The organism is Lysinibacillus halotolerans (assembly GCF_003711845.1).
In the GTDB taxonomy this organism is placed as follows: Bacteria; Bacillota; Bacilli; order Bacillales_A; family Planococcaceae; genus Ureibacillus; species Ureibacillus halotolerans.
This window is the reverse complement of the sequence record NZ_RHLQ01000032.1, coordinates 16,070-38,318: the sequence shown is the minus strand read 5'-3', so window position 1 is coordinate 38,318 and position 22,249 is coordinate 16,070. Positions and strand designations below refer to the sequence as shown.

At 34.6% G+C, this 22,249-nt stretch carries 31 protein-coding genes and 1 other RNA gene; 26 read left to right on the top strand and 6 right to left on the bottom strand.

Annotated features, from left to right (window positions below):
- Positions 1 to 104 precede the first annotated feature (104 nt).
- Positions 105 to 599 carry a GNAT family N-acetyltransferase gene (locus EC501_RS12730; RefSeq protein ID WP_122972677.1) on the bottom strand — a complete coding sequence of 165 codons (495 nt, stop codon included), beginning with the start codon at positions 597 to 599 and terminating at the stop codon, positions 105 to 107.
- A 211-nt stretch (positions 600 to 810) separates the two neighbouring features.
- Here EC501_RS12730 and EC501_RS12725 point away from each other — a divergent pair, with 211 nt between their 5' ends.
- The 10 genes from EC501_RS12725 (at position 811) to fosM (ending at position 8,171) form a co-directional block, all read left to right on the top strand.
- Complete coding sequence (locus tag EC501_RS12725; protein ID WP_421930391.1) at positions 811 to 1,317, top strand: MarR family winged helix-turn-helix transcriptional regulator; 507 nt, start codon at positions 811 to 813, stop codon at positions 1,315 to 1,317.
- 14 nt (positions 1,318 to 1,331) lie between these two features.
- Positions 1,332 to 2,225 (top strand): Hsp33 family molecular chaperone HslO, encoded by an 894-nt coding sequence (gene hslO, locus EC501_RS12720; RefSeq protein WP_122972676.1) that lies wholly within the window; start codon positions 1,332 to 1,334, stop codon positions 2,223 to 2,225.
- Positions 2,226 to 2,409: 184 nt separating this feature from the next.
- The gene (locus EC501_RS12715) at positions 2,410 to 2,709 is read left to right on the top strand and encodes an ArsR/SmtB family transcription factor (protein WP_122972675.1); all 300 of its coding nucleotides are present in this window, start codon (positions 2,410 to 2,412) and stop codon (positions 2,707 to 2,709) included.
- 99 nt (positions 2,710 to 2,808) lie between these two features.
- A complete protein-coding gene (locus EC501_RS12710) occupies positions 2,809 to 3,900 on the top strand; it encodes a PQQ-dependent sugar dehydrogenase (protein ID WP_241559343.1) in 1,092 nt (363 codons plus the stop codon).
- Positions 3,901 to 4,013: 113 nt separating this feature from the next.
- Positions 4,014 to 4,478 carry an NUDIX hydrolase gene (locus EC501_RS12705; protein ID WP_122972674.1) on the top strand — a complete coding sequence of 155 codons (465 nt, stop codon included), beginning with the start codon at positions 4,014 to 4,016 and terminating at the stop codon, positions 4,476 to 4,478.
- Between the two features lie 187 nt (positions 4,479 to 4,665).
- On the top strand, positions 4,666 to 5,067 hold the full coding sequence (locus EC501_RS12700; RefSeq protein WP_122972673.1) for a MerR family transcriptional regulator: 402 nt from the start codon (positions 4,666 to 4,668) through the stop codon (positions 5,065 to 5,067).
- A 35-nt stretch (positions 5,068 to 5,102) separates the two neighbouring features.
- Positions 5,103 to 6,413 carry a hemolysin family protein gene (locus tag EC501_RS12695; RefSeq protein WP_122972672.1) on the top strand — a complete coding sequence of 437 codons (1,311 nt, stop codon included), beginning with the start codon at positions 5,103 to 5,105 and terminating at the stop codon, positions 6,411 to 6,413.
- A 98-nt stretch (positions 6,414 to 6,511) separates the two neighbouring features.
- Entirely contained in the window at positions 6,512 to 6,841 is a 330-nt protein-coding gene (locus EC501_RS18500) for a putative quinol monooxygenase (protein WP_241559342.1), read from the top strand.
- Between the two features lie 49 nt (positions 6,842 to 6,890).
- Positions 6,891 to 7,724 carry an alpha/beta fold hydrolase gene (locus EC501_RS12685; RefSeq protein WP_122972671.1) on the top strand — a complete coding sequence of 278 codons (834 nt, stop codon included), beginning with the start codon at positions 6,891 to 6,893 and terminating at the stop codon, positions 7,722 to 7,724.
- A gap of 24 nt (positions 7,725 to 7,748) precedes the next feature.
- Positions 7,749 to 8,171 carry a FosM family fosfomycin resistance protein gene (gene fosM / locus EC501_RS12680; RefSeq protein ID WP_122972670.1) on the top strand — a complete coding sequence of 141 codons (423 nt, stop codon included), beginning with the start codon at positions 7,749 to 7,751 and terminating at the stop codon, positions 8,169 to 8,171.
- 65 nt (positions 8,172 to 8,236) lie between these two features.
- Here the strand turns inward: fosM and EC501_RS12675 are convergent, their stop codons facing one another.
- Positions 8,237 to 8,698: a DinB family protein gene (locus tag EC501_RS12675; RefSeq protein ID WP_122972669.1), complete on the bottom strand. Its 462-nt coding sequence runs from the start codon at positions 8,696 to 8,698 to the stop codon at positions 8,237 to 8,239.
- A 167-nt stretch (positions 8,699 to 8,865) separates the two neighbouring features.
- Here EC501_RS12675 and EC501_RS12670 point away from each other — a divergent pair, with 167 nt between their 5' ends.
- Positions 8,866 to 9,399: a GNAT family N-acetyltransferase gene (locus tag EC501_RS12670; protein WP_122972668.1), complete on the top strand. Its 534-nt coding sequence runs from the start codon at positions 8,866 to 8,868 to the stop codon at positions 9,397 to 9,399.
- 53 nt (positions 9,400 to 9,452) lie between these two features.
- On the top strand, positions 9,453 to 10,373 hold the full coding sequence (locus tag EC501_RS12665) for a PhzF family phenazine biosynthesis isomerase (RefSeq protein WP_122972667.1): 921 nt from the start codon (positions 9,453 to 9,455) through the stop codon (positions 10,371 to 10,373).
- A gap of 72 nt (positions 10,374 to 10,445) precedes the next feature.
- Here EC501_RS12665 and EC501_RS12660 read toward each other — a convergent pair whose 3' ends face one another.
- A complete protein-coding gene (locus EC501_RS12660; RefSeq protein ID WP_122972666.1) occupies positions 10,446 to 10,691 on the bottom strand; it encodes a YkuS family protein in 246 nt (81 codons plus the stop codon).
- Positions 10,692 to 10,922: 231 nt separating this feature from the next.
- Here EC501_RS12660 and EC501_RS12655 point away from each other — a divergent pair, with 231 nt between their 5' ends.
- Positions 10,923 to 11,690: an SDR family oxidoreductase gene (locus EC501_RS12655; RefSeq protein ID WP_122972665.1), complete on the top strand. Its 768-nt coding sequence runs from the start codon at positions 10,923 to 10,925 to the stop codon at positions 11,688 to 11,690.
- Between the two features lie 47 nt (positions 11,691 to 11,737).
- Here the strand turns inward: EC501_RS12655 and EC501_RS12650 are convergent, their stop codons facing one another.
- The gene (locus EC501_RS12650; RefSeq protein WP_122972664.1) at positions 11,738 to 12,514 is read right to left on the bottom strand and encodes a 3-hydroxybutyrate dehydrogenase; all 777 of its coding nucleotides are present in this window, start codon (positions 12,512 to 12,514) and stop codon (positions 11,738 to 11,740) included.
- A gap of 195 nt (positions 12,515 to 12,709) precedes the next feature.
- Between EC501_RS12650 and EC501_RS12645 the strand changes: the two genes are divergently transcribed.
- The 3 genes from EC501_RS12645 (at position 12,710) to EC501_RS12635 (ending at position 14,986) form a co-directional block, all read left to right on the top strand.
- A complete protein-coding gene (locus EC501_RS12645; RefSeq protein WP_122972663.1) occupies positions 12,710 to 13,057 on the top strand; it encodes a GNAT family N-acetyltransferase in 348 nt (115 codons plus the stop codon).
- 208 nt (positions 13,058 to 13,265) lie between these two features.
- Complete coding sequence (locus EC501_RS12640) at positions 13,266 to 14,045, top strand: class I SAM-dependent methyltransferase (protein WP_122972662.1); 780 nt, start codon at positions 13,266 to 13,268, stop codon at positions 14,043 to 14,045.
- A 125-nt stretch (positions 14,046 to 14,170) separates the two neighbouring features.
- Complete coding sequence (locus tag EC501_RS12635; protein ID WP_122972661.1) at positions 14,171 to 14,986, top strand: lipid II flippase Amj family protein; 816 nt, start codon at positions 14,171 to 14,173, stop codon at positions 14,984 to 14,986.
- Between the two features lie 44 nt (positions 14,987 to 15,030).
- Here the strand turns inward: EC501_RS12635 and EC501_RS12630 are convergent, their stop codons facing one another.
- Positions 15,031 to 15,651: a flavin reductase family protein gene (locus EC501_RS12630; protein WP_122972660.1), complete on the bottom strand. Its 621-nt coding sequence runs from the start codon at positions 15,649 to 15,651 to the stop codon at positions 15,031 to 15,033.
- A 96-nt stretch (positions 15,652 to 15,747) separates the two neighbouring features.
- Here EC501_RS12630 and EC501_RS12625 point away from each other — a divergent pair, with 96 nt between their 5' ends.
- From EC501_RS12625 to ssrS, 6 genes are all read left to right on the top strand, one after another.
- Entirely contained in the window at positions 15,748 to 16,431 is a 684-nt protein-coding gene (locus EC501_RS12625; RefSeq protein WP_122972659.1) for an ArsR/SmtB family transcription factor, read from the top strand.
- A 163-nt stretch (positions 16,432 to 16,594) separates the two neighbouring features.
- On the top strand, positions 16,595 to 17,005 hold the full coding sequence (locus EC501_RS12620) for an HIT family protein (protein ID WP_338322900.1): 411 nt from the start codon (positions 16,595 to 16,597) through the stop codon (positions 17,003 to 17,005).
- 24 nt (positions 17,006 to 17,029) lie between these two features.
- Positions 17,030 to 17,344 (top strand): hypothetical protein, encoded by a 315-nt coding sequence (locus EC501_RS12615; protein ID WP_122972657.1) that lies wholly within the window; start codon positions 17,030 to 17,032, stop codon positions 17,342 to 17,344.
- Between the two features lie 62 nt (positions 17,345 to 17,406).
- Positions 17,407 to 17,856 (top strand): NUDIX domain-containing protein, encoded by a 450-nt coding sequence (locus tag EC501_RS12610; RefSeq protein WP_241559341.1) that lies wholly within the window; start codon positions 17,407 to 17,409, stop codon positions 17,854 to 17,856.
- A gap of 136 nt (positions 17,857 to 17,992) precedes the next feature.
- Positions 17,993 to 18,142, top strand: a complete 150-nt coding sequence (locus EC501_RS12605) for a YfhE family protein (protein WP_122972655.1) — start codon at positions 17,993 to 17,995, stop codon at positions 18,140 to 18,142.
- A gap of 157 nt (positions 18,143 to 18,299) precedes the next feature.
- A non-coding RNA gene (gene ssrS / locus EC501_RS12600) (6S RNA) lies at positions 18,300 to 18,489 on the top strand.
- 208 nt (positions 18,490 to 18,697) lie between these two features.
- On the opposite strand, the gene pdxR is transcribed toward ssrS, so the two are convergent.
- Entirely contained in the window at positions 18,698 to 20,089 is a 1,392-nt protein-coding gene (pdxR, locus tag EC501_RS12595; RefSeq protein ID WP_241559340.1) for a MocR-like pyridoxine biosynthesis transcription factor PdxR, read from the bottom strand.
- Between the two features lie 105 nt (positions 20,090 to 20,194).
- Between pdxR and EC501_RS12590 the strand changes: the two genes are divergently transcribed.
- The 4 genes from EC501_RS12590 to EC501_RS12575 all read left to right on the top strand — a co-directional run bounded on the left by EC501_RS12590 (position 20,195) and on the right by EC501_RS12575 (position 22,119).
- Positions 20,195 to 20,737 carry a pyridoxamine 5'-phosphate oxidase family protein gene (locus EC501_RS12590; protein ID WP_122972653.1) on the top strand — a complete coding sequence of 181 codons (543 nt, stop codon included), beginning with the start codon at positions 20,195 to 20,197 and terminating at the stop codon, positions 20,735 to 20,737.
- A gap of 80 nt (positions 20,738 to 20,817) precedes the next feature.
- Positions 20,818 to 21,510: an AIM24 family protein gene (locus EC501_RS12585; RefSeq protein ID WP_122972652.1), complete on the top strand. Its 693-nt coding sequence runs from the start codon at positions 20,818 to 20,820 to the stop codon at positions 21,508 to 21,510.
- Between the two features lie 13 nt (positions 21,511 to 21,523).
- Complete coding sequence (locus EC501_RS12580; RefSeq protein ID WP_241559339.1) at positions 21,524 to 21,841, top strand: MerR family transcriptional regulator; 318 nt, start codon at positions 21,524 to 21,526, stop codon at positions 21,839 to 21,841.
- Between the two features lie 53 nt (positions 21,842 to 21,894).
- A complete protein-coding gene (locus tag EC501_RS12575; protein WP_122972650.1) occupies positions 21,895 to 22,119 on the top strand; it encodes a hypothetical protein in 225 nt (74 codons plus the stop codon).
- Positions 22,120 to 22,249: the final 130 nt, after the last annotated feature.

Here is a 22,249-nt window from a genome sequence, read left to right as displayed (position 1 = left end):
TTTCTTCTCCAAAGAAATCACCTCTATACGCTCCTAACTCTATGAAGTTAGGATTATTTTCATATAAAAGTGGCTCACTTTTCAACTGCGATGGTGGCTCAGTTTTAGCTTATCAAATACACTCCATTATATAAACGAACTTTACGAATACGGGCTTCTAATTGCATACCAAGTTTTTCACCAACTCGAATCATTCTTTCATTTCCAGACCATGTTGTAAAGCCAACTCTTACGATGGGCAATGTTTGAAAGAGATGATGGATCCATAGTTTCATTGCTCGAGTACCAAGTCCTTTCCCCCAAGTTCCTGCTTCATGAAAAACAATCCCCATTTCAAGCCATTTAGAAGGCTCATGTTCCCAATAGTAACTAATGATCCCCTTTACTTCACAGTTCACTTCGATTACCCAAAAATCATGTCGATCAATCCATGACTTTCCTTTAGGTAAAAATTCTTCATAGCTCATTGAATGATGGGGGAAGTAAGGAGCATCCCATTTTTTCCATTCAGGTTGGTCCTCTTTGTAAATCAATTCCCATAATTTCGTTAAATCTTGTTCTTTAATAGGTCTTATTGTTAATTCATTATCGGTATACATATTTGTCCTCATTTCAAAGTTAATTTAGATTTTATTGATTGAAAAGAGACATAATTACACGCTACTTTTCAATCCCTCTATTTGTGTTTTTCATTTCAATCATTCCTTTCGATAGTGATAGTTTCATTATACATTTTATTCTGAATTTATCGTCATTTCATTTTGCTTGCATTCTGCAATTTTTCATCATATATTATGGAGGGCTCAATAATTGACAGCTCAAATATTGATGGGTCAAAGAAAATGGATGTTTATTTGTCATGAGCGTGACAATCAGGGAGGTGTACGAATGGGATATTCGGTTTCTGAACAAGAACAGTTGTTATTTTTATTCAAAACCGTTAGTAATCAACTAGGCCCAAAATTTGAAAAAAATACGCAGTTTAGTTTATCTCGTTTTGAACTTTTATATCAACTTGTTCAATTTGAAGAAATCTCCCAATCGGCTTTACAAAAAGTCGTGAATATTGACCATGCAGCAATTACACGTCATTTAAAGCAATTGGAGCTAGATGGTTATGTTGCGAGGAGAAAAAATCCAAATGATAACCGGGAAACCATTGTCCATTTAACGGAAGAAGGGCGAGAACAAATTTTCAATTGTCAAAAAGATAAACAAAGTTTTACAAATCAAATGTTTCATCATTTTAACGATAAGGAACTAAAATCGTTAATCGATATGTTGCAACGTATTCAAGAAAATATTAAAGATATATAAGGAGTTATATTAATATGAAAGATTATTTAGTAAGAGCTATTGCTTATAATGGTCAAGTACGTGCTTTTGCAGCACGTACAACAGATACTGTGGGAGAAGCACAACGACGCCACCATACATGGCCAGTAGTTTCCGCTGCCTTAGGCCGTACGATGACAGCGAGTGTTATAATGGGGGCTATGTTAAAAGGGGACGATAAAATTTCTGTTAAAGTGCAAGGGAATGGTCCTATTGGTGCAATCGTTGTAGATACAGACGCAAAGGGGAATGTACGTGGATTTGTATCAAATGGGCAAGTGCATTTTGATTTAAACGAACAAGGAAAATTAGATGTGCGTGCTGGAGTTGGTGAAGAGGGTACGTTAACCGTTGTAAAAGATTTAGGTATGAAAGAAATGTTCTCCAGTCAAGTACCAATCGTTTCAGGCGAAATTGCGGAAGATTTTACTTATTATTATGCAACAAGTGAGCAAGTACCTTCATCCGTAGGTTTAGGAGTTCTCGTAAATCCAGATAATACGATTTTAGCTGCTGGCGGATTTATTATTCAATTAATGCCTGGTTGTGAAGAGTCAACAATTGCTGCGTTAGAACAGCGTTTAACAACAATTGAACCGGTCTCTAAAATGATTGAAAAAGGGTTAACACCAGAAGAAATTTTAGAAGCAGTTTTAGGAAAAGAAAGTGATGTTCAAATTTTAAGCACAATGCCAGTTCAATTTCAATGTGACTGTTCAAAGGAACGCTATAGTCGTGCATTAGTAGGATTAGGAGCTAAAGAATTAGAAGAAATGATCGAAGAAGAAGGCCAAATTGAAACCCAATGTCATTTCTGCTTAGAAACATATGATTTTACACAAGAAGAATTACAAAGTTTAGTTGATGAAATTAAATCTTTTGTTCATTAATCACAAGCCTGTTTTGAACCAATATGTTCAAAGCAGGCTTTTTTCTTTTTTAATAAAGTTCAGTAAAAATTAATGGTAAAATATCACTAAAGTGATATCCTTTTTCTTTTCATTTCGTTGTATTATTAGATTTATTTTTTTACATAAGCAATTTCTTATACAAAGTGATTTCAGAGGTGAAATGATGGGTATTCCATTTTTAGAAAAGCAACTAAAAGCATTGGCCGATAAAAATCGGCTTGCCATTTTAAGTTGCTTAAAATCAGGCGAAGTATGTGTTTGTGATTTAGTGGAAGTATTAGGACTTTCCCAACCTGCCGTCAGTCAGCAGCTAAAAAAACTGGAGCAAGCAGATATCGTTACGTCACGAAAGGTTGGCACTTGGAAACATTATCGAATTGTAGATGAACCATCAGCTGTTTTGCTAGCGACATTATCCCAATTGGAAAGTAGATCGGTTTGTCACCGTCAAACTTGTCCTTAAAACATTATCATAATTTAACATTTTCTATTATTAAAATCCATTTTTTTGTTAAAACTTATAGTAGATTTGGAAATTTATTCATAATAGGAGTGTAACTGATTGAAAAAAATTATAACTGTTTATGTCATGATGATGATGGTTCTTGTTGGTTGCTCAATATTTAATGAATCGGAAATGAAGGAAAAACAAGATAATACCGTTCTTGAAGTTACGAACGTCTTGAATGACAATGCGACTGTCATAGCAGATCAATTAAATATTTCTTGGTCCATTGATAAGATAAACGATACTTTTTATTTGTCTGAACGAACGGGCAGTATAGTAAAAATTGAAAATGGGGAAGTTGAAAGGCAAAAGGTAGAATTGAAGAAGGACTTAGCTACAGCATCGGAAGCAGGCTTATTAGGTTTTGTTCTTGCACCCGATTTTCAACAATCTAACTTAGCATATGTTTACTATACGTATGAAGATCAATCGGGGCAATTTAATCGAATTGTTACGGTGCGTCAACAAGGAGATACTTGGCAGGAAGAACGTTTACTCTTAGACAAAATACCAAGCGGAGCTTATCATCATGGTGGTAGATTGGAGATTGGTCCTGATGGGAAACTTTTTGCAACAGCAGGGGATGCTGCTCAATCATCCATTGCCCAAGATGTAAACTCATTAGGTGGGAAAATTTTAAGGATGAATTTAGATGGTTCGATACCTGCTGACAACCCGTTTCCGAATTCTTATGTTTATAGTTATGGTCATCGAAACCCACAAGGTATTACTTGGTCGGCTGATGGAGAAATGTATGCAAGTGAACACGGGAACAATGCAAATGATGAAATTAATTTAATTGAGGCAGGACAAAATTATGGATGGCCAACAATCGAAGGAACACAGCAGCAACAGGGGTTAATAACTCCACTATTTACGTCTGGATCCGATACAACTTGGGCTCCATCTGGAATGGATTATATAGACGGGAAATTATATGTTGCGGCATTAAGGGGGCAAGCTGTTATTGAATTTAACTTATCAACAGGTTCCCATAGAAATGTTGTAACAGATATAGGAAGAATACGAGATGTTTTCATTGATGGCGATCAATTGTACTTTATTAGTAATAATACGGACGGTCGAGGAGATGCCCTTGAAAACGACGATAAACTATATCAATTAAATCTTTCCCAACTCCAATAAACCGCTTATTTACTTACGATAGAAAATGTCGTAAGTTTTTTTAATTTTTAAATCACCTATATGAAGGAAATGAACTACCTATCGTGGAAATAATGATTAGGAGGTGGATGGAAATGGACGCCGTTTTTAAAACTGAAAATATAATCTTTAATTATCGTGTAGCTGGAGTTTGGCTATACAAAAAACATGTCTTATTACATAGAGAGGCAAAAGATTTTCATTGGTCGTTACCTGGAGGAAGAGTGAAAGTTGGAGAAGATTCCCAAACTGCTATTCAAAGAGAGTTTGAAGAAGAATTAGGGTTAAAGGCAAATGTAGGGAAACTAATTTGGTCTGTTGAAAATTTTTTCGAATACAATAGGAATAAGTATCATGAAATTGGATTTTACTATTACATATTAAATGTTCCAGAAGTTTTTAACAGTACTGGTTTTTATGGAAAGGAAGGAGAGCGGCTAATTTATCAATGGACACCTATTGAAGAACTTCCTTCAATGGAACTTTATCCTGAAATTTTAAAAACGGAAATTAAAATCTTACCAAATGAAAGTAACCATTTCATTGTAAAGGACGTTTAAATCAATTTTAATTGCCCCCACCATCTACATAATGTGTTCCTATACGAACTACCCTCAAAAAAGTTTCACAATGAAATAATATAATTTTTGGATTATGAAATGTTTATGACATGGTATCTGATTAATAGAATATTCATTAAGAAGAGTGTATAATATAAACCATAACGTGATGGTTGGAGGGGAATAAATTGGGAACGAGAAATTAAAAATCGGAGAGTTAGCTAAAAAGACTGGGATTACAAAACGTACGATTGATTACTATACAAATCTTGGTTTGTTAAAAGCAGAACGTTCTACTTCGAATTATCGTTTCTATACTTCTGAAGCAATCGAACGAATTCATGAAATAGAAGCTATGAAAGCACAAGGAATGTGCTTACAAGATATTAAAAAATCATTGGACGATGAATGTAATCCTAAAGAAAACATACAAGAAATTTGTTTGCATATGCAAACATTACAATCTGAAGTGTCAACATTGATTGAAAGTATGAATCATCAAGAACAATCGACAAAAGAAACAATAAAAAATAAAGTGTTACCAGAAAGTGTTACATTAATTCAATCTTTATTAAGACTAATAACCTAGGAGGTGAAGTCTTACTTTTTTAAGTAAGACGATTTTTGACCGCATTAAATTTAACCATTTTTGCTATATTAATAGCTTTAACCGCATTTTTCGTGGCAACGGAATTTGCCATTGTAAAGGTGAGGCAATCGAGAATTGACCAATTGGTTGCTGAAGGAAAAAAAGGTGCTCTATCTGCCAAGCATGTAACGACCCACTTAGACGAATATTTATCCGCCTGTCAATTAGGTATTACCGTTACAGCCCTTGGTATTGGTATGGTTGGGGAATCAACCTTTGAATTTATTTTACATCCGATGTTCGAGTCAATCGGAATTGGTGAACAATATATTCATTTCTTCACTATCGGGGCAGCTTTTATTATTGCAACATTCTTACACGTTGTAGTAGGGGAATTGGCACCAAAAACAGCAGCGATTCAAAAGGCAGAAAATATTACCCTTTTATTTGCAAGACCAATTATGATTTTCTATAAAATTTTATATCCATTCATTTGGTTCTTAAATGGTTCAGCGCGTATTTTAGTCGGCATTTTCGGTATGAAACCTGCTTCTGAGCATGAACTTTCCCATACAGAAGAAGAGTTACGATTATTAATGACCGAGAGTTATAAAAACGGGGAAATTAATCAAACTGAATTAAAATACGTGAATAATGTATTTGAGTTTGATGATCGCATTGCCCGTGAAATTATGGTTCCTCGAACAGATATTATCGCCTTTGAGAAAAATACTACCTTTGAAGAAGTATTAAAAACGATTCAAGAGGAGCGCTATACACGATATCCAGTTTACGAAGAGGACCGGGATAACATCATTGGTTTTATTAATATAAAGGATTTCTTAACTCAAGGAATGAGCAATCGAATTACGGCTGAAAATTTCGCTTTAGAGCAATTTATTAACCCAGTTATTAATACAATTGACACGATACCGATTCAAGAATTATTAACGAAGATGCAAAAGCAACGGACACATATCGCCATTCTTTTAGATGAATATGGTGGTACGTCAGGTCTAGTTACGGTTGAAGACATTTTAGAAGAATTAGTTGGTGAAATTCGAGATGAGTTTGACGACGATGAAATTCCTGAAATCCGAAAGCTAAAAGAAGGTCACTACATTGTCTACTCTAAAATGTTATTAGAAGATGTAGCAAAACTTTTACAAATTGAAATGGATAATCCAGATGTCGATACCCTTGGTGGTTGGTACTATTCACAAGATATGGATTTAAAACGTGATCACAGTATAGAGCATGAAGGCTATACTTTCTCTATTCATGAAATTGATGGAGTTCAATTACGCTACATTGAAATTAAACAAACTTCAAACATAACTGTTTGATGATTCTAAACACTTCACCTTGTAATAGGTGGGGTGTTTTTTATTTGAGGAATTATAATCGGAATATAGGAAAATGGTGTGGTGATGGAGAAATAGTATTGGAAAACTTATTTTGGAGGGGAATAATATGGAGAAATTTAGTTTATTCGTTAAGTTTACAGTTCAAGAGGGAAAATTTAGTAGAAATATTGTTAGAGGCGGCAAAGTCAATGGTGCAATTAGAAGATTGTGAGATATATCTTGTGAATATTGTAGAAAAAGAACTGAACGCTGTTTATGTTTATGAAGTGTGGTGCAATGAACAAGCCCATCAAAATTCCCTTGTATTAGAAACAACACAAACTTTAATAAACAGGGCAAAAGCAATTATTACAGGAGCGGAGAAAATGGGGACGTTTATAACAAAAGGTGGCAAGGGGATTTCTTAGGAAATTTAAAATACAATTCAAATCTATTTAGTTAGGAGGGTAAATGACTATGTGGGAAAAGCATGTAATTGAAACAAGTAGAGGTCAATTTGAGTTGTTTAAAAAAGGGGAAGGGGAACCTCTTTGTGTTACCCATTTGTATAGTGAATTTAACCAAAATGGAAATTTATTTGCGAATAGTTTTAGTCATAAATATTCGGTTTATTTAATTAATCTAACTGGTTGTGGAAACTCAACAGAAGGTAAAGGAAACGATAAATATAGTATGGATGCTTCCGTAAAGGATTTGGAGGCGATTAGGGAATCATTAGGTTTTCAAGTTTGGAGTTTTGCTGGTCATTCAACAGGAGGAATGTTAGGTTTAAAATATGCCATACAATCACAGGCAAGTTTAAAAAGAATCGTTGTCGGTGGGTTATGTGCTTCAGCTGATTATATGAGGCATCCGGGAAGTATTTATTGTGTAGAAAATCCGAACAATAAGAGATTACGTGAAATATTTGCAGTTCTTAAAGATCCAAAGGCAACTATTGATGAACGTAAAACCGTTAGTAAAGAATGGACAATGATGTCTTTATATAATAAGGCAGCTTATGATGAAATGATTACCCGTCCAAATAGCGGAAAGACTGTATCGAAACGTTTAGATTATTATTCAAATAAAGAACTCCCCAATTATGATTTAAAGCCTTTATTAAGCTTTATAAAAGTACCAACATACATTTATGCAGGTTTTTATGATGTCCAATGTCCTTATGAATTCGGTGTTGAAGCAGCTGAATTAGTTAAGACATCGACATTTAAAGTTTTTCATCAAAGTAATCATTATCCGTTTATAGAAGAAGAAGAAGGATTTAAACATTTTGTTGATTCAATTGTTTAACAAAGTAAAAATGAGGTGTATTAAATGACAGTAAAAGGATTAAATCATTTATTATTTTCTGTTTCTAATTTAAAAAAATCCATCACATTTTATAAAAATGTCTTCGATGCAAAGTTGTTAGTAGAAGGAAAAACGACCGCCTACTTTGATTTAAATGGTATTTGGCTTGCCTTAAATGAGGAAAAGGAAATCCCTCGTACGGAAATTCATAAATCATATACCCATATCGCTTTTACAATCGAAGAAGCTGAATACGATCAAATGTACCGTAAACTTAAAAACTTAAATGTCAACATCTTAACAGGTCGTCCAAGGGATGAACAGGATAAAAAGTCGATTTATTTCACGGATCCGGATGGTCATAAATTTGAGTTTCATACAGGTACTTTACAAGATCGATTGGATTATTATAAAAAAGACAAAACACATATGCAGTTTTATATTTAAAAAAATTATCTACATATCTAATAAGAGCGCAATTCCATTCAATAATGAATGTGCGCCTAAGTACACTATTTTATTAGTTTTTTCATATCGAGGATCGTTTGTAAGTGTAAGCCTTCATGAAAAATTGTACGAATTAAAACTTGTTCGATTGTATTCATTCCCATTTCAGTAGGTGGAAATTCTTCTTCCAATCGTTCTCCATATCGTTCTTTAATAAGCTTTGGTTGGTTTTTTAATAATTCTTTTAGTTTTTCAAAGTTAGGAGTTTCATCGGTAAAATCCGATGGAGAAGTGCCAAATCCAAACCAATCATGAAATGTTTTTGGTACATTTTCTTTTTCTTTCGTCAAAGCTTCAATCCATAAATATTGATCTAAATAAATATGCCCCATATTCCATCGAATATTATTACGAAATCCTGTTGGAATCATTTCTGCTTTTTCTTCTGTAACATCCTTTAATACTTCCAATAACTCACTTCTATAACTTTCTAATTGGTTAAATAAAATTTCATGACGATATTTCATTCAAAATTCTCCTTTCTTTCAAATTTATGTATTTGACAAAGAAGACAATTTCTCCTTTTGATAAAACAGAAATATGGATTAAATAGAATTTTTATTAAAAAAAGGTTTACAACAAAACTTGTTCCTTTATAGTAGAACTTAATCAATTTTTATGTGGAGGGGAGTATATGTTTAAGTACAAGTTAAATCATGAGTTGGAATTACGGTTGTTAGAAATTCGTCATGCTGAAGGACTTTTTCATTTAACAAATCAATCGAGAACCTATCTTCGTGAATGGTTACCATGGGTTGATTTTACGAAAGACGTAGATGATTCAAAAGCTTTTATTCAAAGTACATTAAAGCAATTTGGCAATAATGATGGTTTCCAAGCGGGTATTTGGTATAAAGGGAACTTAGCAGGTGTAATAGGATTGCATCATATAAACTGGGCTAATCGCTCAACATCAATTGGCTACTGGTTAGGGGAAGGATTCCAAGGAAATGGCATTATGACAAATGCTTGTCAAGCTGTAATCGACTATTGTTTTAACGAATTGAATTTAAAGCGAATTGAAATCCGCGTTGCTACTGAAAATCATAAAAGTTTAGCGATACCAGAAAGACTAGGGTTTGAAAAAGAAGGGTGTCTTCGGAGCGTAGAATGGTTATACGATCATTTCGTTGATCATGTAGTATTCGGTCTAATTAATAATAACTGACTATTTTAAATAATGATTATAAATATGAAAAAATGAAAATGGGGGACAGTTTCATGAAATCCATTACAGTTCATCATTATGATGTATTTAGTAATCAACCGAACAAAGGAAATCCTGCTGGTGTTGTTTTAAACGGAAATGATCTAACCGATGAAGAAATGCAACAAATCGCCTATAAAGTAGGATTTAATGAAACTTCCTTTCCAATTAAGTCCAATATAGCAGATATAAAAATCCGCTTTTTTACGCCTGGTCATGAAATGAATTTATGTGGACACGCTACGATGGCAACGATTTATGCTTTAAAAACAAAAGGACTATTGGGAGACAAAAGTCAATTATCGATTGAAACGAAGGCAGGTGTTTTACCTGTATCGATTGAAACATCTGATGAAAATGAATTATTAATTACGATGAAACAGGCTACGCCAACATTTGAACCGTTTAACGGCTCAAGAGCACAATTAGCCCAATCAATTGGACTGGAAGAATCGGATCTCCATGAAACTTTACCGATTTTATATGGAAGTACGGGAATATGGACATTATTAATCCCGATAAAGGAGTTAAAAGCCTTTAAAAAAATGAAACCGAACACTAAAGAGTTTCCTGCTATATTAAAGGAAATGCCAAAAGCATCTATACATCCATTTTGTATGGAAACTTTTGATCCGAAAGCAACGATGCATGCCCGGCATTTCTCTTCTCCATTTTCTGGTACTATTGAAGATGCTGTAACAGGGACTGCTTCAGGAGTAATGGGAGCATATTATGGGAAGCATATAATGAATAATGAGTGTGATTCGTTTCATCTCGTAGTTGAACAAGGGCAAGAGTTAGGAAAAGATGGTCGTGTTTTTGTGAAGGTTTCGAAACATAATGAAACCTGGGATGTGGAGATTACAGGAAATACAGTACATGTTCAAGCTTTCGAAGTGTTGTTAGAAAAAGAAGAAGGTTTTCTAAAGGAATAGATTACATAGTTTGAATAGGAAAAAGGTGCTGTTCTATACGTTAATTAGTCTAGAATAGCACCTTTCGCTGTTTTAATGGAACATTTTGTCTACACGTTCACACACTTCATCAGCAGATAAGCCTCGAGCATCAATAACCGATCCTTTTGTTACGGTATCGCTTATTCCCATAACGTTTTCATCTTGGCCTGTGATCACACAACAATCACAATTTTTTGCATCTTCTTCACTGCGAAGTTGAATAACTTCATAACCCTTTGCTTTTAATGCAGCTTCAACATTCGATAAGGATTGTTCAACACCAATTATGTTAGGCATTTTCCTTCCACCTCCTATAAGTAATGTGTCATTTATGTCTGCTAATTATTCATAGTGGAAGTATTTTTGTAATGAATATATCCTTTAATGAAAGTTGAAGAAAAATTGGCCTTTGAAATTTTATAGTTAAGTAACTAATAAATTTGAAAATGTATATCACTGTCATTCGTGGAATGAATTTGTTATGATATGTAAACATTTTAATAACATTCAAACTTGGAGTGATAACAAATGAATTTATCAGGAAATACCATTTTAATAACTGGTGGAGCTTCTGGTATTGGGCTTGCCTTTGCAGAAAACTTTATGAAAGCAGGAAATAAAGTAATCATCGTAGGGCGAAGAGAAAATAAACTGGCAGAAGCAAAGGAAAAGTTCCCTGAATTACATACGAGAGTTTGTGATGTATCGGTTGAAGAGGAACGAATTCAATTAATTGATTGGGTAACAGAAACATTCCCTGATCTTAATATGATAGTTAATAATGCGGGCATCCAGCAGAGAGTTAATTTGCTCAATGATAAGAAAGAATGGAGCTATTATCAAAATGAAATTGCGATTAATGTTGAAGCACCAATTCATCTTTCTATGCTTTTAATTCCTCATTTCTTGAAGCAAAAACAGGCAACGATCCTTAACGTAACATCTGGACTCGCTATACAACCAGGAGTTTGGGTGCCGATTTATAGTGCCACAAAGGCGGCGATGCACTCATTTACAGTAACATTACGCCAACAATTAGAAAATACGAATGTAGAAGTAATAGAAGTATTACCTCCAGCCGTTAATACCGATTTAGGTGGTGCTGGGCTTCATACGTTTGGTGCTCCGTTAGATGATTTTATAAATGCGATCTTTGAAGGTTTAAAAAACCAACAATTAGAAATTGGTTATGGCGGCACTGAAAAGCGGCTATTTGCTTCGAAAGAGGAGCTTGAACAAGGAATGAAAAATGCTTGGGAAAACTTCTTAAAAAGAAATCCTGATTTTCAAAATTAATTATAAAAACAAAAAGTCCGTCTCCAAATGGCGGACTTTTAATATATTTATTGTGCTGTATAGCCGCCATCAATAACAACGGCTTGTCCTGTTATACTTTTTCCTTTATCGCTGGCAAGGAATAAGGCGTAATCGGCAATTTCACTTACGTCTAATAATTTCTTTTGAGGTACTTGAGCAAGGATAATTTCTTCAAGCGCCCGCTCTTCAGGGATATTACGCGTTTTTGCTAAGTCCGCAATTTGACCACGTACAAGGGGAGTATCAACGTATCCTGGACATAAAGCATTAACGGTAATACCGTCTAGAGCTCCTTCCAATGCGGCTACTTTTGTTAGTCCGATAACACCATGTTTTGCACTATTATAGGCAGCCTTACCAGCAAATCCGATTAACCCATTAATAGATGCGATATTAATTATGCGTCCCCATTTTTGCTTTTTCATAATAGGGAATACTTCTCTTGTAAGGATGAAAGGCGCAATCAACATTATTCTATTCATTAACTCAAACTTAGCAGTTGAAAATTCTTCAATTGGTGCGACATGTTGCATACCCGCATTATTAATGACGATGTCAATGGAACCAAATGTCTTCTGAGTTTCCGTAACTAAATTTTTCAAATCTTCTTCATTCGTCACGTCTGCTTTTACTCCAATTGCCTCATATCCAGCACCATTAAGGGATTGAATAGATTCTTGTAATAAATCGACATTAACATCAGATAAAACAACCTTTGCCCCTTCTTTTGCAAAGTGTTCTCCAATCTTAAATCCAATTCCTCGGGCAGAACCAGTCACAATCACCACTTTATCCTTTACCATACATAACGCCTCCATATTATAAAATTTTCCTCTTATTTTATTCTATTCTCTATCTGCTATAAAACATGTCTATATTTATAGTGTTTGTTCTAATCAGTTTAAAAGGTAAGTAGTTTCTAATATTGGAAAACGCTAAGGAGGAAAATAATTAGTTTTAAGGAATTAATGGTATAAGTAGACAAAGGAGGATAATAGATGAAAATAAATGTTGTATCAGCCAAAGGAGAAGATTTTAATGCGGTGAATGTGATTGTGAAAGAAGGACAAGATCAACATGCAGAAGCGCTTCCTAAAATTTTTAAAAAAGTGGAACAAGTGATGCCAGAAAGTTATTTTCAACAGTTGTTAGCAGAGTCGAATTGTGACATTTTAATTGCGAAAGAAAATCAAACTGTTATTGGTTTTGCTGTGGTAGAGATAAAAAAATCTCCAGCCTTTGAATCGATGGTCGAGAGAAAATATGCTTATATAAACGATTTTGGTGTGAAATCTAATTATAAAAGGGGAGGGGTTGGAACGGCATTATTTAATGCATGTGTATAGTGGTCGAAAGAAAAAGGGGCACAATCGTTGGAATTAAACGTTTGGGAATTCAACGAACAAGCCATTTCCTTTTATGAGCGTTTTGGAATGAAAACGATGAGCAGAAAAATGACCTTAAATTTATAAATTATAATGAGCCGTTATGTAGACATATGATTTTTCTAAAGAGCTAAGGAGATGTAGGATGATTTAAACGGGAGGGGTCCTTATGGGAATTGATTTTCACGAGAAGAAAAACCGTAATTCGTATACAACTCGAAAGGCTAACCAATCTTGGATTCAAATGGTGAAAGAACTCGTACCGATTAACAATACGACGCACGCGGTAGATATTGGATGCGGAGGAGGAATTTATTGTAAAGCACTAGCGGATATGGGAGTGGCAACTGTAACAGGTGTTGATTTTTCAAAAGTGATGATTGAGGGGGCAATTATTAATTGTGAGAACTATCCAAACATTTCTTTTCAAAAAGGAAATGCTTTTGAAACGGGTTTAAAGGGAAATTACTATGATTTATTGCTTGAAAGGGCATTAATCCATCATATCGAGGATTTAGAAAGCTGTTTTAAAGAAGCATATCGAGTGCTCAAAAAAGGCGGTTATTTAATTATTCAAGATCGTACGCCTGCTGATTGTCTTTTACCTGGTGATGAACAACATATTCGAGGATACTTTTTCGAACTTTTCCCAAAGTTAGGGGAAAAGGAAATTCAACGAAGACATTCAAGTAATTTGGTTATGGAAACTTTGACAAAGGCTGGATTTAAAGAAATAGAAGAAGTGAAATTGTGGGAAATTCGAAACATCTATGATAATAAAGTTCAGTTACTAGATGATTTGAAGGAAAGAACGGGTAGAAGTATTTTACATGAACTTGACGATAAAGAGTTAAACTTATTAATTCACTCTATCGATGATGCCGTATCAAAAAGGACAAACATCATAGAAAAAGATAGATGGACAATTTGGAAAGCGGTGAAACGATAGATGAATAAATTTAGTCGCTTTTTTGCTTATCCAGCGGTTGTCTTTTCACCCCCTTCTATATATTGTTTCCAAAAATTTTAAAAGGACCTGTATAATATAGAGAAATAATTTGTTGGAGGCTTTATATGGAGTACATAACAAATAAAATCGTTGTGGTGGCAATATTTATATTAATCGTAACGATGATTGAAACATTAGCTTATTCAACGAGAATATCTGGAGCAAGGGTGAAATTAATAGCTACTGCCTTATCTTTGTTTAGCACGTTAGTCATCGTTTCAAGATTTTCCACAATGATTCAACAGCCTCTGACTGCCAAACTGATTGCCGAAGTACCAGATGGCAATAAACTAAATTTTATAGAGGATCAATATCGAATATTAATAGGGGTTACTTCTGTTGGAGTTTTACTTGGAATATTACTTTTCCCAACCTTTATTAACATTTTTTCAAGGGCCATTATCCAATTATCAAATGAAAGAGGTTCGATTATCTCCACAATAGGAAAACAATTGAATCCAACAGGAATGAAGAAAATAATTTCTTGTTTTCGTGTCCCGAAGTTGAAATTTTTACAGGGGATTACATTCAAAACAATCCCTAAACGCTTATTTGTAGTAAATGTGATTGTTTCTGCTGTATTTACCATCGGTGTATTATCCTCTTTATATGCTTCTATGTTAGTTCCAGAAGATTATGCTCAAGCGGCATTAATGTCATCGGGAGTCATTAATGGAATTGCGACGATTTTATTAACACTGTTTATCGATCCGAAAGCTTCCGTTTTAGCCGATCGAGTGATGAAAAATCAATGTGATTACGTTTATTTAAAAAGTTACTCGTTGACGATGATTAGCTCGAAATTTGTTGGTACAATTGTAGCGCAATTATTGTTTATACCAGCTGCCTATTATGTTGCATGGTTTGCAGAATGGATTTAATTTAGAAAAAGCTTAGGGAATCTCCTTAAGCTTTTTTGCCGTTACTAAATTTCTGCTCGAAACGTTTTTCCAAGATGTTCCCCTAAACTAAAATAATGTCGGAAATTATAGATAAGCGGACTCCATTGGGTAGGATCGATATGGTTTTCGCCAATCAAAATGTCTTTATGGGCGTGTACTTGAATCGATTGGGTTTCTACAATGGCAAATTGGGGTGAATAATCTGGTATTCGAATATGTTTCACCTTCGCTTCAATTTGTATAGGACATTCCGAAATTCTTATAGGTTTTACTAAAGTTGATGGAATAGGCGTTAACCCACTCGCATGATATTTGTCTTTTTCATAACGAAATCCACTATTTATTTTATAATCCGGAACTGGATGTTTCCCTGTAAAATGAGCTAATCGTTCAACGTTTTCCCATAATGAAGGATCTGGGACGTTTATAACACATTCTGCATGTCTAGTTAAATTTTCTAATGCTTTGCCGTCAACTCCAAGGCCGAGGATGATACAATCTCCTAAAGCCCATGATGATGAGATGGGGCTTATATTCACCGTTTCATCTTCATTCAGTGTATTTAATAAAATAACTGGTGTTCCGTAGTATAAAATTTTTGGTTGAATTATTGCTGTATTTGTAGTTTCCGCAATCTTTTTCATATTATTTCCTCCTTGAGTCGTTTTCATCTCCCATTGTAGAACATAATTATTTCCACTATAATCGAAATATGGAATACATAGGAGATGATCGTAAAAATGAATGCAAATGCGAATCCGAACGTAGCAATCATCGCTTCCCTTGTGAGTGAACCTTCCCGCGCGGCAATTTTAACCGTTTTACTCGATGGTAGATTTCATACGGCAGGAGAATTAGCGTATGCGGCAGGAATTAAACCACAAACGGCAAGTTTTCATTTAGCCAAAATGGTAGATGCGAACGTTGTCTGTGTTAATAAACAAGGAAGACACCGATACTTTGGAATTCAGGATCAAGAAGTAGCACACACAATGGAAACGCTACTCTCGTTAGCACCACCTTTGAAAGTGAAATCGTTTAAACAATCTACAGAAGATAAGGCTTTACGGTTTGCAAGAACATGTTATGATCATATTGCGGGGAATTTAGGTGTTCAATTAGCAGATTCCTTAAAAAATTTGGGTATTCTGTCAGAAGAATTTATCGTTACGGAAGAAGGAGAGCATTTCTTTCAATTATTTGAAATAGATCTTAATCAAATTAAGAGAAAACGTCGATCATTTTGTCATAAATGTTTAGACTGGAGTGAAAGGCGTCATCACATTGGTGGCGCATTAGGGAATGCGTTGTTAGAAAGACTTTTAGAGTTAAATTGGATTGAACGGATTCCGAAAACTCGTGCGATTAAAATAACGTCAAAAGGAAAGCAAGGTTTTAAAGAAACGTTTTTAATTGATATTTAATATAGATAAATTTAAAGCCGTAATGATGAAACGGCTTTTTTTAATGGGAAATAATCGAAAAGATAACAAATGGACGAGGGGGAAGGTAATTGAGAGTTATCACTTTATCGAATGAAAAAAAGTGGAAGTATACTGTTTAAGTTGTGCTATTACAAGCGGGCTTATGGCGCCTGACGGAAGGATAGTATTTGAATCAGAACATTTCCATGTCCATCAAGATGTTGCTTACCCAATTAAAGGATTAATGATTGTAGTTTCTAAACGTCATGTGAAATGTTTAGATGAATTAACTGAAAGTGAAAAGTTCGATTATATAAATGTTATAACTAAAATAAGACAGGCTCAAAGAAAAGTTTTAGGAATAAAATATGTTTACTACTTCTACAATGAAGATGCAATCCATCATTTTCATACATGGATGGTACCAAGATATGACTGGATGTATGAAATTGGCCGTTCGGTAGAATCTGTTCGACCGATTTTACTCCATGCAAGACATCATATAAATACTAAAGAAAATATGCTAGAAGTGATAGCAGCAATCGACTCTCTAAAAAAAGAACTAAGCCGTTAAAATCCGTTGAAGGGAGATGAGAAAATGAAGTTTTCCCGTTTTAGCCCTTTGAAAAATATTTCCCTTTGGTTTTATTTATGTTCGTTGGTTCTTTATTTTATAAGTTTTATCGGTGCTTTTACAGTTGGATTATATATTATTTTTGGCGCAATCGTATCTTTATTATTTGGATTATCCGTTTCATTAAAAATTTTGACGAAGGAAAGAAATCCTTCTATGATCCTTACAATTTCCATTTTCATCGTTGCGATTTCTTTTATCCTTTGGTATTTGTTAGTCCATTATATAGATGATGTTTATATTTTCTATCCCTTTTCTTTGTTTAATGGGGTAAATTAACAAAGAAAGATTTCCTTGTTAAAATTATGATAAGAAGGATTACACGTGATGGGGGTAGAAAATTGGAACAGACATATCATAATCAGTTTGAATTTCTTGAATTTATTTCGATTGGAGAAGAAGCATTAACTCAATTTTATCCTTTGGCTGGTTCATATGCTGTAGTTAAGTGTGATAACAAACTTTTATTATGTTACAACATTTGGAGAAAACAATGGGAAATACCTGCAGGAAAAAGGGAAGCCAATGAAACTGCTAAGGAATGTGCAATAAGAGAACTTTTTGAAGAAACTGGTCAACTGGTTTATGATATGGAATTTAAAGGTTTATTAAAGGTGAAAAATAAAATGAATGATCATTTGAAGTATAATCCCGTATACATGGTAACAGTACAAACATTGCAACCATTTATTCCGAATAATGAAACCTCAGCTATTTTGTTATGGGATGTATCCAAAAAAATTGGTTCGGTTGACGAAGTGGATTTAAATGTAGTTAATTTTTTGATATGAAGTCTTTTTTATCTTGTGCATTTTTATAGATAGAATTCAAAATTTCTCGAAATAAAAACCCCTTCAAAATCAAATGGAATATCTATCTCTACATCGGAAAAACTGATAAAGACTAAAAAAGAGAGGAGTGTTCCATATGGGTAATGAAAAGGCGCCCCACGAACAGTTGACAACGAAAGATAACGGGCTAACATCGACTCAAGAAGTCCTATATCGAAAAGAATTTAAGCGGGCAGATAAAGCAAATGAAAAAAATAATAATAATCAATCGAAAAAGTTAAATTAATTTTAATTTTCCCCTGAGAGGTAACTTCTTTACTTCTTAGGGGATTATCATTGAAAGAGAAAATACAATCAATTCCTTCTTTACAAGTAATAAATAGTTGACATTTTTCTTTGTAGGTACTTACTTGTGCAATCGAAAAAAGTAATATAATATATCATTAAAGCTGCGTTGTACGTAAAATATTAAGTTTTAACCTTTGAACTGTAAAAGGGAGTTTTATATCGAAGATGGAATGGCGAGCATCACACTTTTAGTGAATGATGATATACAGGATATCTTTTGCGAACACCCACTTTGAGGAGTGGTGGTTTAAAACTTTCTAATCATTACGGCAAGGTGGCTTTGCATACATAAGTTGTATAGCAAGGCTCAAGAACACTCTTACATTTATTGTAAGAGTGTTTTTAAATTTTCATTTTCATTCATTTTACTTTTCCAAAAAATATTATCCAGTCAACTTATATGGATGCCTATGGGATGCATGCAGTCCCATGATGTGCTGTAAAGCCCAACACTGTCTTGAAACCTTATTATAGTGCTTCCATTTACTTTTAGCTATGAACTTTCTCGACTACAAAGATCCCCAATTACTTTAATTCCTTCTATAATTTGTTGTTCAGTTAGATTCCCAAATCCAAGCATAATGTAGGGGACAGTCTCATTGTTAAACCAATGTTGAAGCGGAGAATAGATACGAATTCCTTCTTTGGAAGCTTGTTGAATTACTTCCTCTGGAGTACTCCCTTTTAGGTGAAGCAAAATATGTAACCCAGCTTTTTGGCCAATTATTTCCACATTTTCTCCAATATAGTTGTTAACTGCTTCAATTAAAGCTTTATGTTTAGCTTGATATGCGACTTTCATTCGACGAACATGCTTTTCAAAAAATCCCTCTCTCATAAAAATAGCTAGAGCCCTTTGAATAATGGGAGAACAACTTTGACTCGACTGTTCTATCGTATTTTCCCCTTTTGAAACTAAATTTTCCGGGAGAATGATGTAGCTGCACCGAGCTGCCGGAAGAAAATTTTTAGAAAATGTACCGCAGTAAATGACTCTGTCAAATTCGTCTAAAGACTTTAATGATGGTATTGGTTGACCAATATAGCGGAATTCACTGTCATAATCATCTTCCACGATAAAACTGGAATGTTCTTTCGCCCATGTTAAAAGTTTTAATCTTTTATTGATTGGGAGTACCATACCTAATGGAAATTGATGTGAAGGAGTCACATAAACTGCTTTTGCTTTACTTTTTTGCAATTCCTCAATTGATATTCCATCTTCCTCAAGGGAAATGGGAGTCAGTTGACAATTGTATTTTTCTAAAACCGAGCGAACTTCCGAATAACCAGGATTTTCTATCGCAACTTGTTGGTCATGTAGCTCTAGTATTTGGGAAATTAAATTGATTGACTGCTGCGTACCGCTGCATATGAAAATTTGTTCAGTAGAACATTGAATTCCTCGAGCTTTTGAAACATATTTTCTAATTTCTTCACGTAATATGATATCGCCTTGACGATCTCCATAAAAATAAACCTCATTCAAAGAACTTTCCAATGCATCACTTATACACCGTTTCCATGTTTTCAGTGGAAATTTAGTTTTATCGATTGCTCCGTAATAAAAATCGACCAAGAATTTTGATTTGAAATCGGTTGTTATTCTAGATGAATGTGGGGCTGTTATGGTTTGAAAGATCTCTTCCATCGGTAAAACGAATAATCCACTTCTTGGTCTACTCTCCACATAGCCTTCTGCTAATAACTGTTGATAGGCAGAGTCAATTGTTTGTTTACTAACCTTTAATTCAAATGCGAGGGAACGAATGGAAGGAAGCTTTTCTCCTACTTTTAACCGACCGGATTTAATTTCTAACTTTAAATACTCGTAAAGTTGGATGTAAAGCGCTTTTGATTCATCATTTTTAAAAAAGAATGCCAATGGAGATCCCTCTCTTCTGACCATGTATATTTTTTATAATCTGTCACTTATTGTTAGGACAGATTTTGTTTACGATCATTTTAACATGGTTTAGGAGGAATTAAGATGAGAATGAAACAAATGATTTGTCAAGACGAGGAAAAAATAAATACATTTCTATCTGAAGTAGAGACCGGTTATTTAGGATTATCGATACAAGACAATCCCTATATTGTCCCTTTAAATTATGTTTGGCATGAAGGTTGTATTTACTTCCACGGTGCAAGTGAAGGGAAAAAGATTGATATGATAAAGGAAAATTCGAACGCTACTTTTGTTGTGAGCGAAAATCATGGAACGATTGCCAACCCTATTCCTGCAAAAACAGATACAGCCTATTTAAGTGTTATGTTGTTTGGACATGTGGAGCTTGTCGATGACTTAACAGAAGCTACAACAGCAATGCAATATCTTTTAAATAAGTATGTACCAGGGTATTATCCGACAGCATTATCTCAAAACCATGTGGATCGATATCGATCTTCCATGGGAAGTAAAACGACTGTATTTAAATTAGTGGTAAAAACGATTACTGCGAAGGAAAATGTCATGGTAGAAGAGAAAAAGTATTATAAGGGAAGGGAAATGGCTATGGATATAAAAAAATGATGAAGTAATATGAAAATCTTTGAAACTTACTTGCTCGTTATCCCGTATATGAAGAATATGGAAGGATGTGTCAGTGTCATATGAATAAATATTCGATTGCTGAATTTATAAAGAATACAGAGCAGGAAGATAAAGGGGAAGGTTTTTTTGAATTAGAAACACCACGTTTGCTCGAAGTAAATCTAGATGGTCTTGTTTGGGCAAAAGCTGGCTCAATGGTTGCTTATCATGGAAAGATTAAATTTGAGCGGGAAGGTATTTTAGAACATGGTATTGGAACGATGTTCAAAAAAGCCTTTACAGGTGAAGGGGCTTCCCTTATGAAAGCAAATGGACAAGGAAAGTTGTATTTAGCTGACAGTGGGAAGAAGATTATTATACTACACTTACAAAACGAAGCGATTTATGTAAATGGCAATGACCTCCTTGCCTTCGAACCTTCGATTAAGCATCAAATAAAATTAATGAGGAAAGTGGCAGGAATGATGGCAGGTGGATTGTTTAATATTCGATGCGAAGGAACAGGTATGATCGCCATCACCTCCCATTATGAACCGTTGACATTACGTGTAACACCAGGCAATCCTGTAGTAACGGATCCAAATGCAACAGTCGCCTGGTCAGGTAATCTTCAACCAGAGTTTCAAACAGATGTTACGCTAAAGACCTTCTTCGGAAGAGGGAGTGGTGAATCGATTCAAATGAGATTCGAAGGTGACGGTTTCGTTATCGTGCAGCCTTATGAAGAAATATATATGCAAGCGCAAAGTTAATAGCGGAAACCAATTGAAGGAGGCAACTCGAAAAGTAGCATTTTATGATTGGTTAAAAGAACGTGAATGGGAAATCCCAGAGGTGAATTGTAGGGAAGAATATACACCGAAACAAGCAGCAGATATTTTGGAGAGCGGGACGGAAACATTGAAAAAGTACGCCCTTTTACTGGAACATAACGGTCATCCCGTTCACCGTAACGCTCGAAATCATCGTGTTTATAACGGTATAGATATAGCCTTGATTAAAGCCATGATTAAGTTAAATCGCGAAAAATCAATGCCTTTAGAGGATGCAGCAAGTAAAGTGACCAGTTCCGATGTAGACTGAAAGTTATTTTAGGTAACGAGATACATAACGGTGATACCGTTACAGATACCGTTATGTATAACAATGTACGGACCGTTACAACGTTACAGGATAACGCTTGGATTGAATTTTATAACGGCTTCATAACGGAACTGAAAGGGCTGAAAGAAGAAAATCACGCCTTACAACCCATTGCTGAACTTCACAAGCGGTTAGATGAACTACCAGCAAAAAGCCGTCTTTATGGGCGAGACTATTTGGTAAATAAGACAGTTAGAGTTATTGTATTAGAACGATAATTTTATCGTTAAATTAAATTCAGAGAAATGATTATTTTCCATCGCCCTAAAACAAAGTTTTTGGGTGAAGGCAGAAGTTGATCATCGGCTGCTTTGCAGGCGGGGACAAGTAGTGCAGGATAAAGAGTGG

Bases quoted from the DNA above. Each gene is read 5' to 3' on its own strand.
- EC501_RS12685 (WP_122972671.1), top strand. From the start codon at position 6,891: ATGTGGGAAAAGCATGTAATTGAAACAAGTAGAGGTCAATTTGAGTTG.
- EC501_RS12640 (WP_122972662.1), top strand. From the start codon at position 13,266: ATGGGAATTGATTTTCACGAGAAGAAAAACCGTAATTCGTATACAACT.
- EC501_RS12605 (WP_122972655.1), top strand. From the start codon at position 17,993: ATGGGTAATGAAAAGGCGCCCCACGAACAGTTGACAACGAAAGATAAC.
- EC501_RS12585 (WP_122972652.1), top strand. From the start codon at position 20,818: ATGAATAAATATTCGATTGCTGAATTTATAAAGAATACAGAGCAGGAA.
- EC501_RS12615 (WP_122972657.1), top strand. From the start codon at position 17,030: ATGAAGTTTTCCCGTTTTAGCCCTTTGAAAAATATTTCCCTTTGGTTT.
- EC501_RS12705 (WP_122972674.1), top strand. From the start codon at position 4,014: ATGGACGCCGTTTTTAAAACTGAAAATATAATCTTTAATTATCGTGTA.
- EC501_RS12665 (WP_122972667.1), top strand. From the start codon at position 9,453: ATGAAATCCATTACAGTTCATCATTATGATGTATTTAGTAATCAACCG.
- EC501_RS12715 (WP_122972675.1), top strand. From the start codon at position 2,410: ATGGGTATTCCATTTTTAGAAAAGCAACTAAAAGCATTGGCCGATAAA.
- EC501_RS12575 (WP_122972650.1), top strand. From the start codon at position 21,895: ATGTATAACAATGTACGGACCGTTACAACGTTACAGGATAACGCTTGG.
- EC501_RS12590 (WP_122972653.1), top strand. From the start codon at position 20,195: ATGAGAATGAAACAAATGATTTGTCAAGACGAGGAAAAAATAAATACA.
- EC501_RS12645 (WP_122972663.1), top strand. From the start codon at position 12,710: ATGAAAATAAATGTTGTATCAGCCAAAGGAGAAGATTTTAATGCGGTG.
- EC501_RS12630 (WP_122972660.1), bottom strand. From the start codon at position 15,651: ATGAAAAAGATTGCGGAAACTACAAATACAGCAATAATTCAACCAAAA.
- EC501_RS12655 (WP_122972665.1), top strand. From the start codon at position 10,923: ATGAATTTATCAGGAAATACCATTTTAATAACTGGTGGAGCTTCTGGT.
- hslO (WP_122972676.1), top strand. From the start codon at position 1,332: ATGAAAGATTATTTAGTAAGAGCTATTGCTTATAATGGTCAAGTACGT.
- EC501_RS12625 (WP_122972659.1), top strand. From the start codon at position 15,748: ATGAATGCAAATGCGAATCCGAACGTAGCAATCATCGCTTCCCTTGTG.
- EC501_RS12650 (WP_122972664.1), bottom strand. From the start codon at position 12,514: ATGGTAAAGGATAAAGTGGTGATTGTGACTGGTTCTGCCCGAGGAATT.
- EC501_RS12670 (WP_122972668.1), top strand. From the start codon at position 8,866: ATGTTTAAGTACAAGTTAAATCATGAGTTGGAATTACGGTTGTTAGAA.
- fosM (WP_122972670.1), top strand. From the start codon at position 7,749: ATGACAGTAAAAGGATTAAATCATTTATTATTTTCTGTTTCTAATTTA.
- EC501_RS12730 (WP_122972677.1), bottom strand. From the start codon at position 599: ATGTATACCGATAATGAATTAACAATAAGACCTATTAAAGAACAAGAT.
- EC501_RS12675 (WP_122972669.1), bottom strand. From the start codon at position 8,698: ATGAAATATCGTCATGAAATTTTATTTAACCAATTAGAAAGTTATAGA.
- EC501_RS12660 (WP_122972666.1), bottom strand. From the start codon at position 10,691: ATGCCTAACATAATTGGTGTTGAACAATCCTTATCGAATGTTGAAGCT.
- EC501_RS12620 (WP_338322900.1), top strand. From the start codon at position 16,595: ATGGCGCCTGACGGAAGGATAGTATTTGAATCAGAACATTTCCATGTC.
- EC501_RS12635 (WP_122972661.1), top strand. From the start codon at position 14,171: ATGGAGTACATAACAAATAAAATCGTTGTGGTGGCAATATTTATATTA.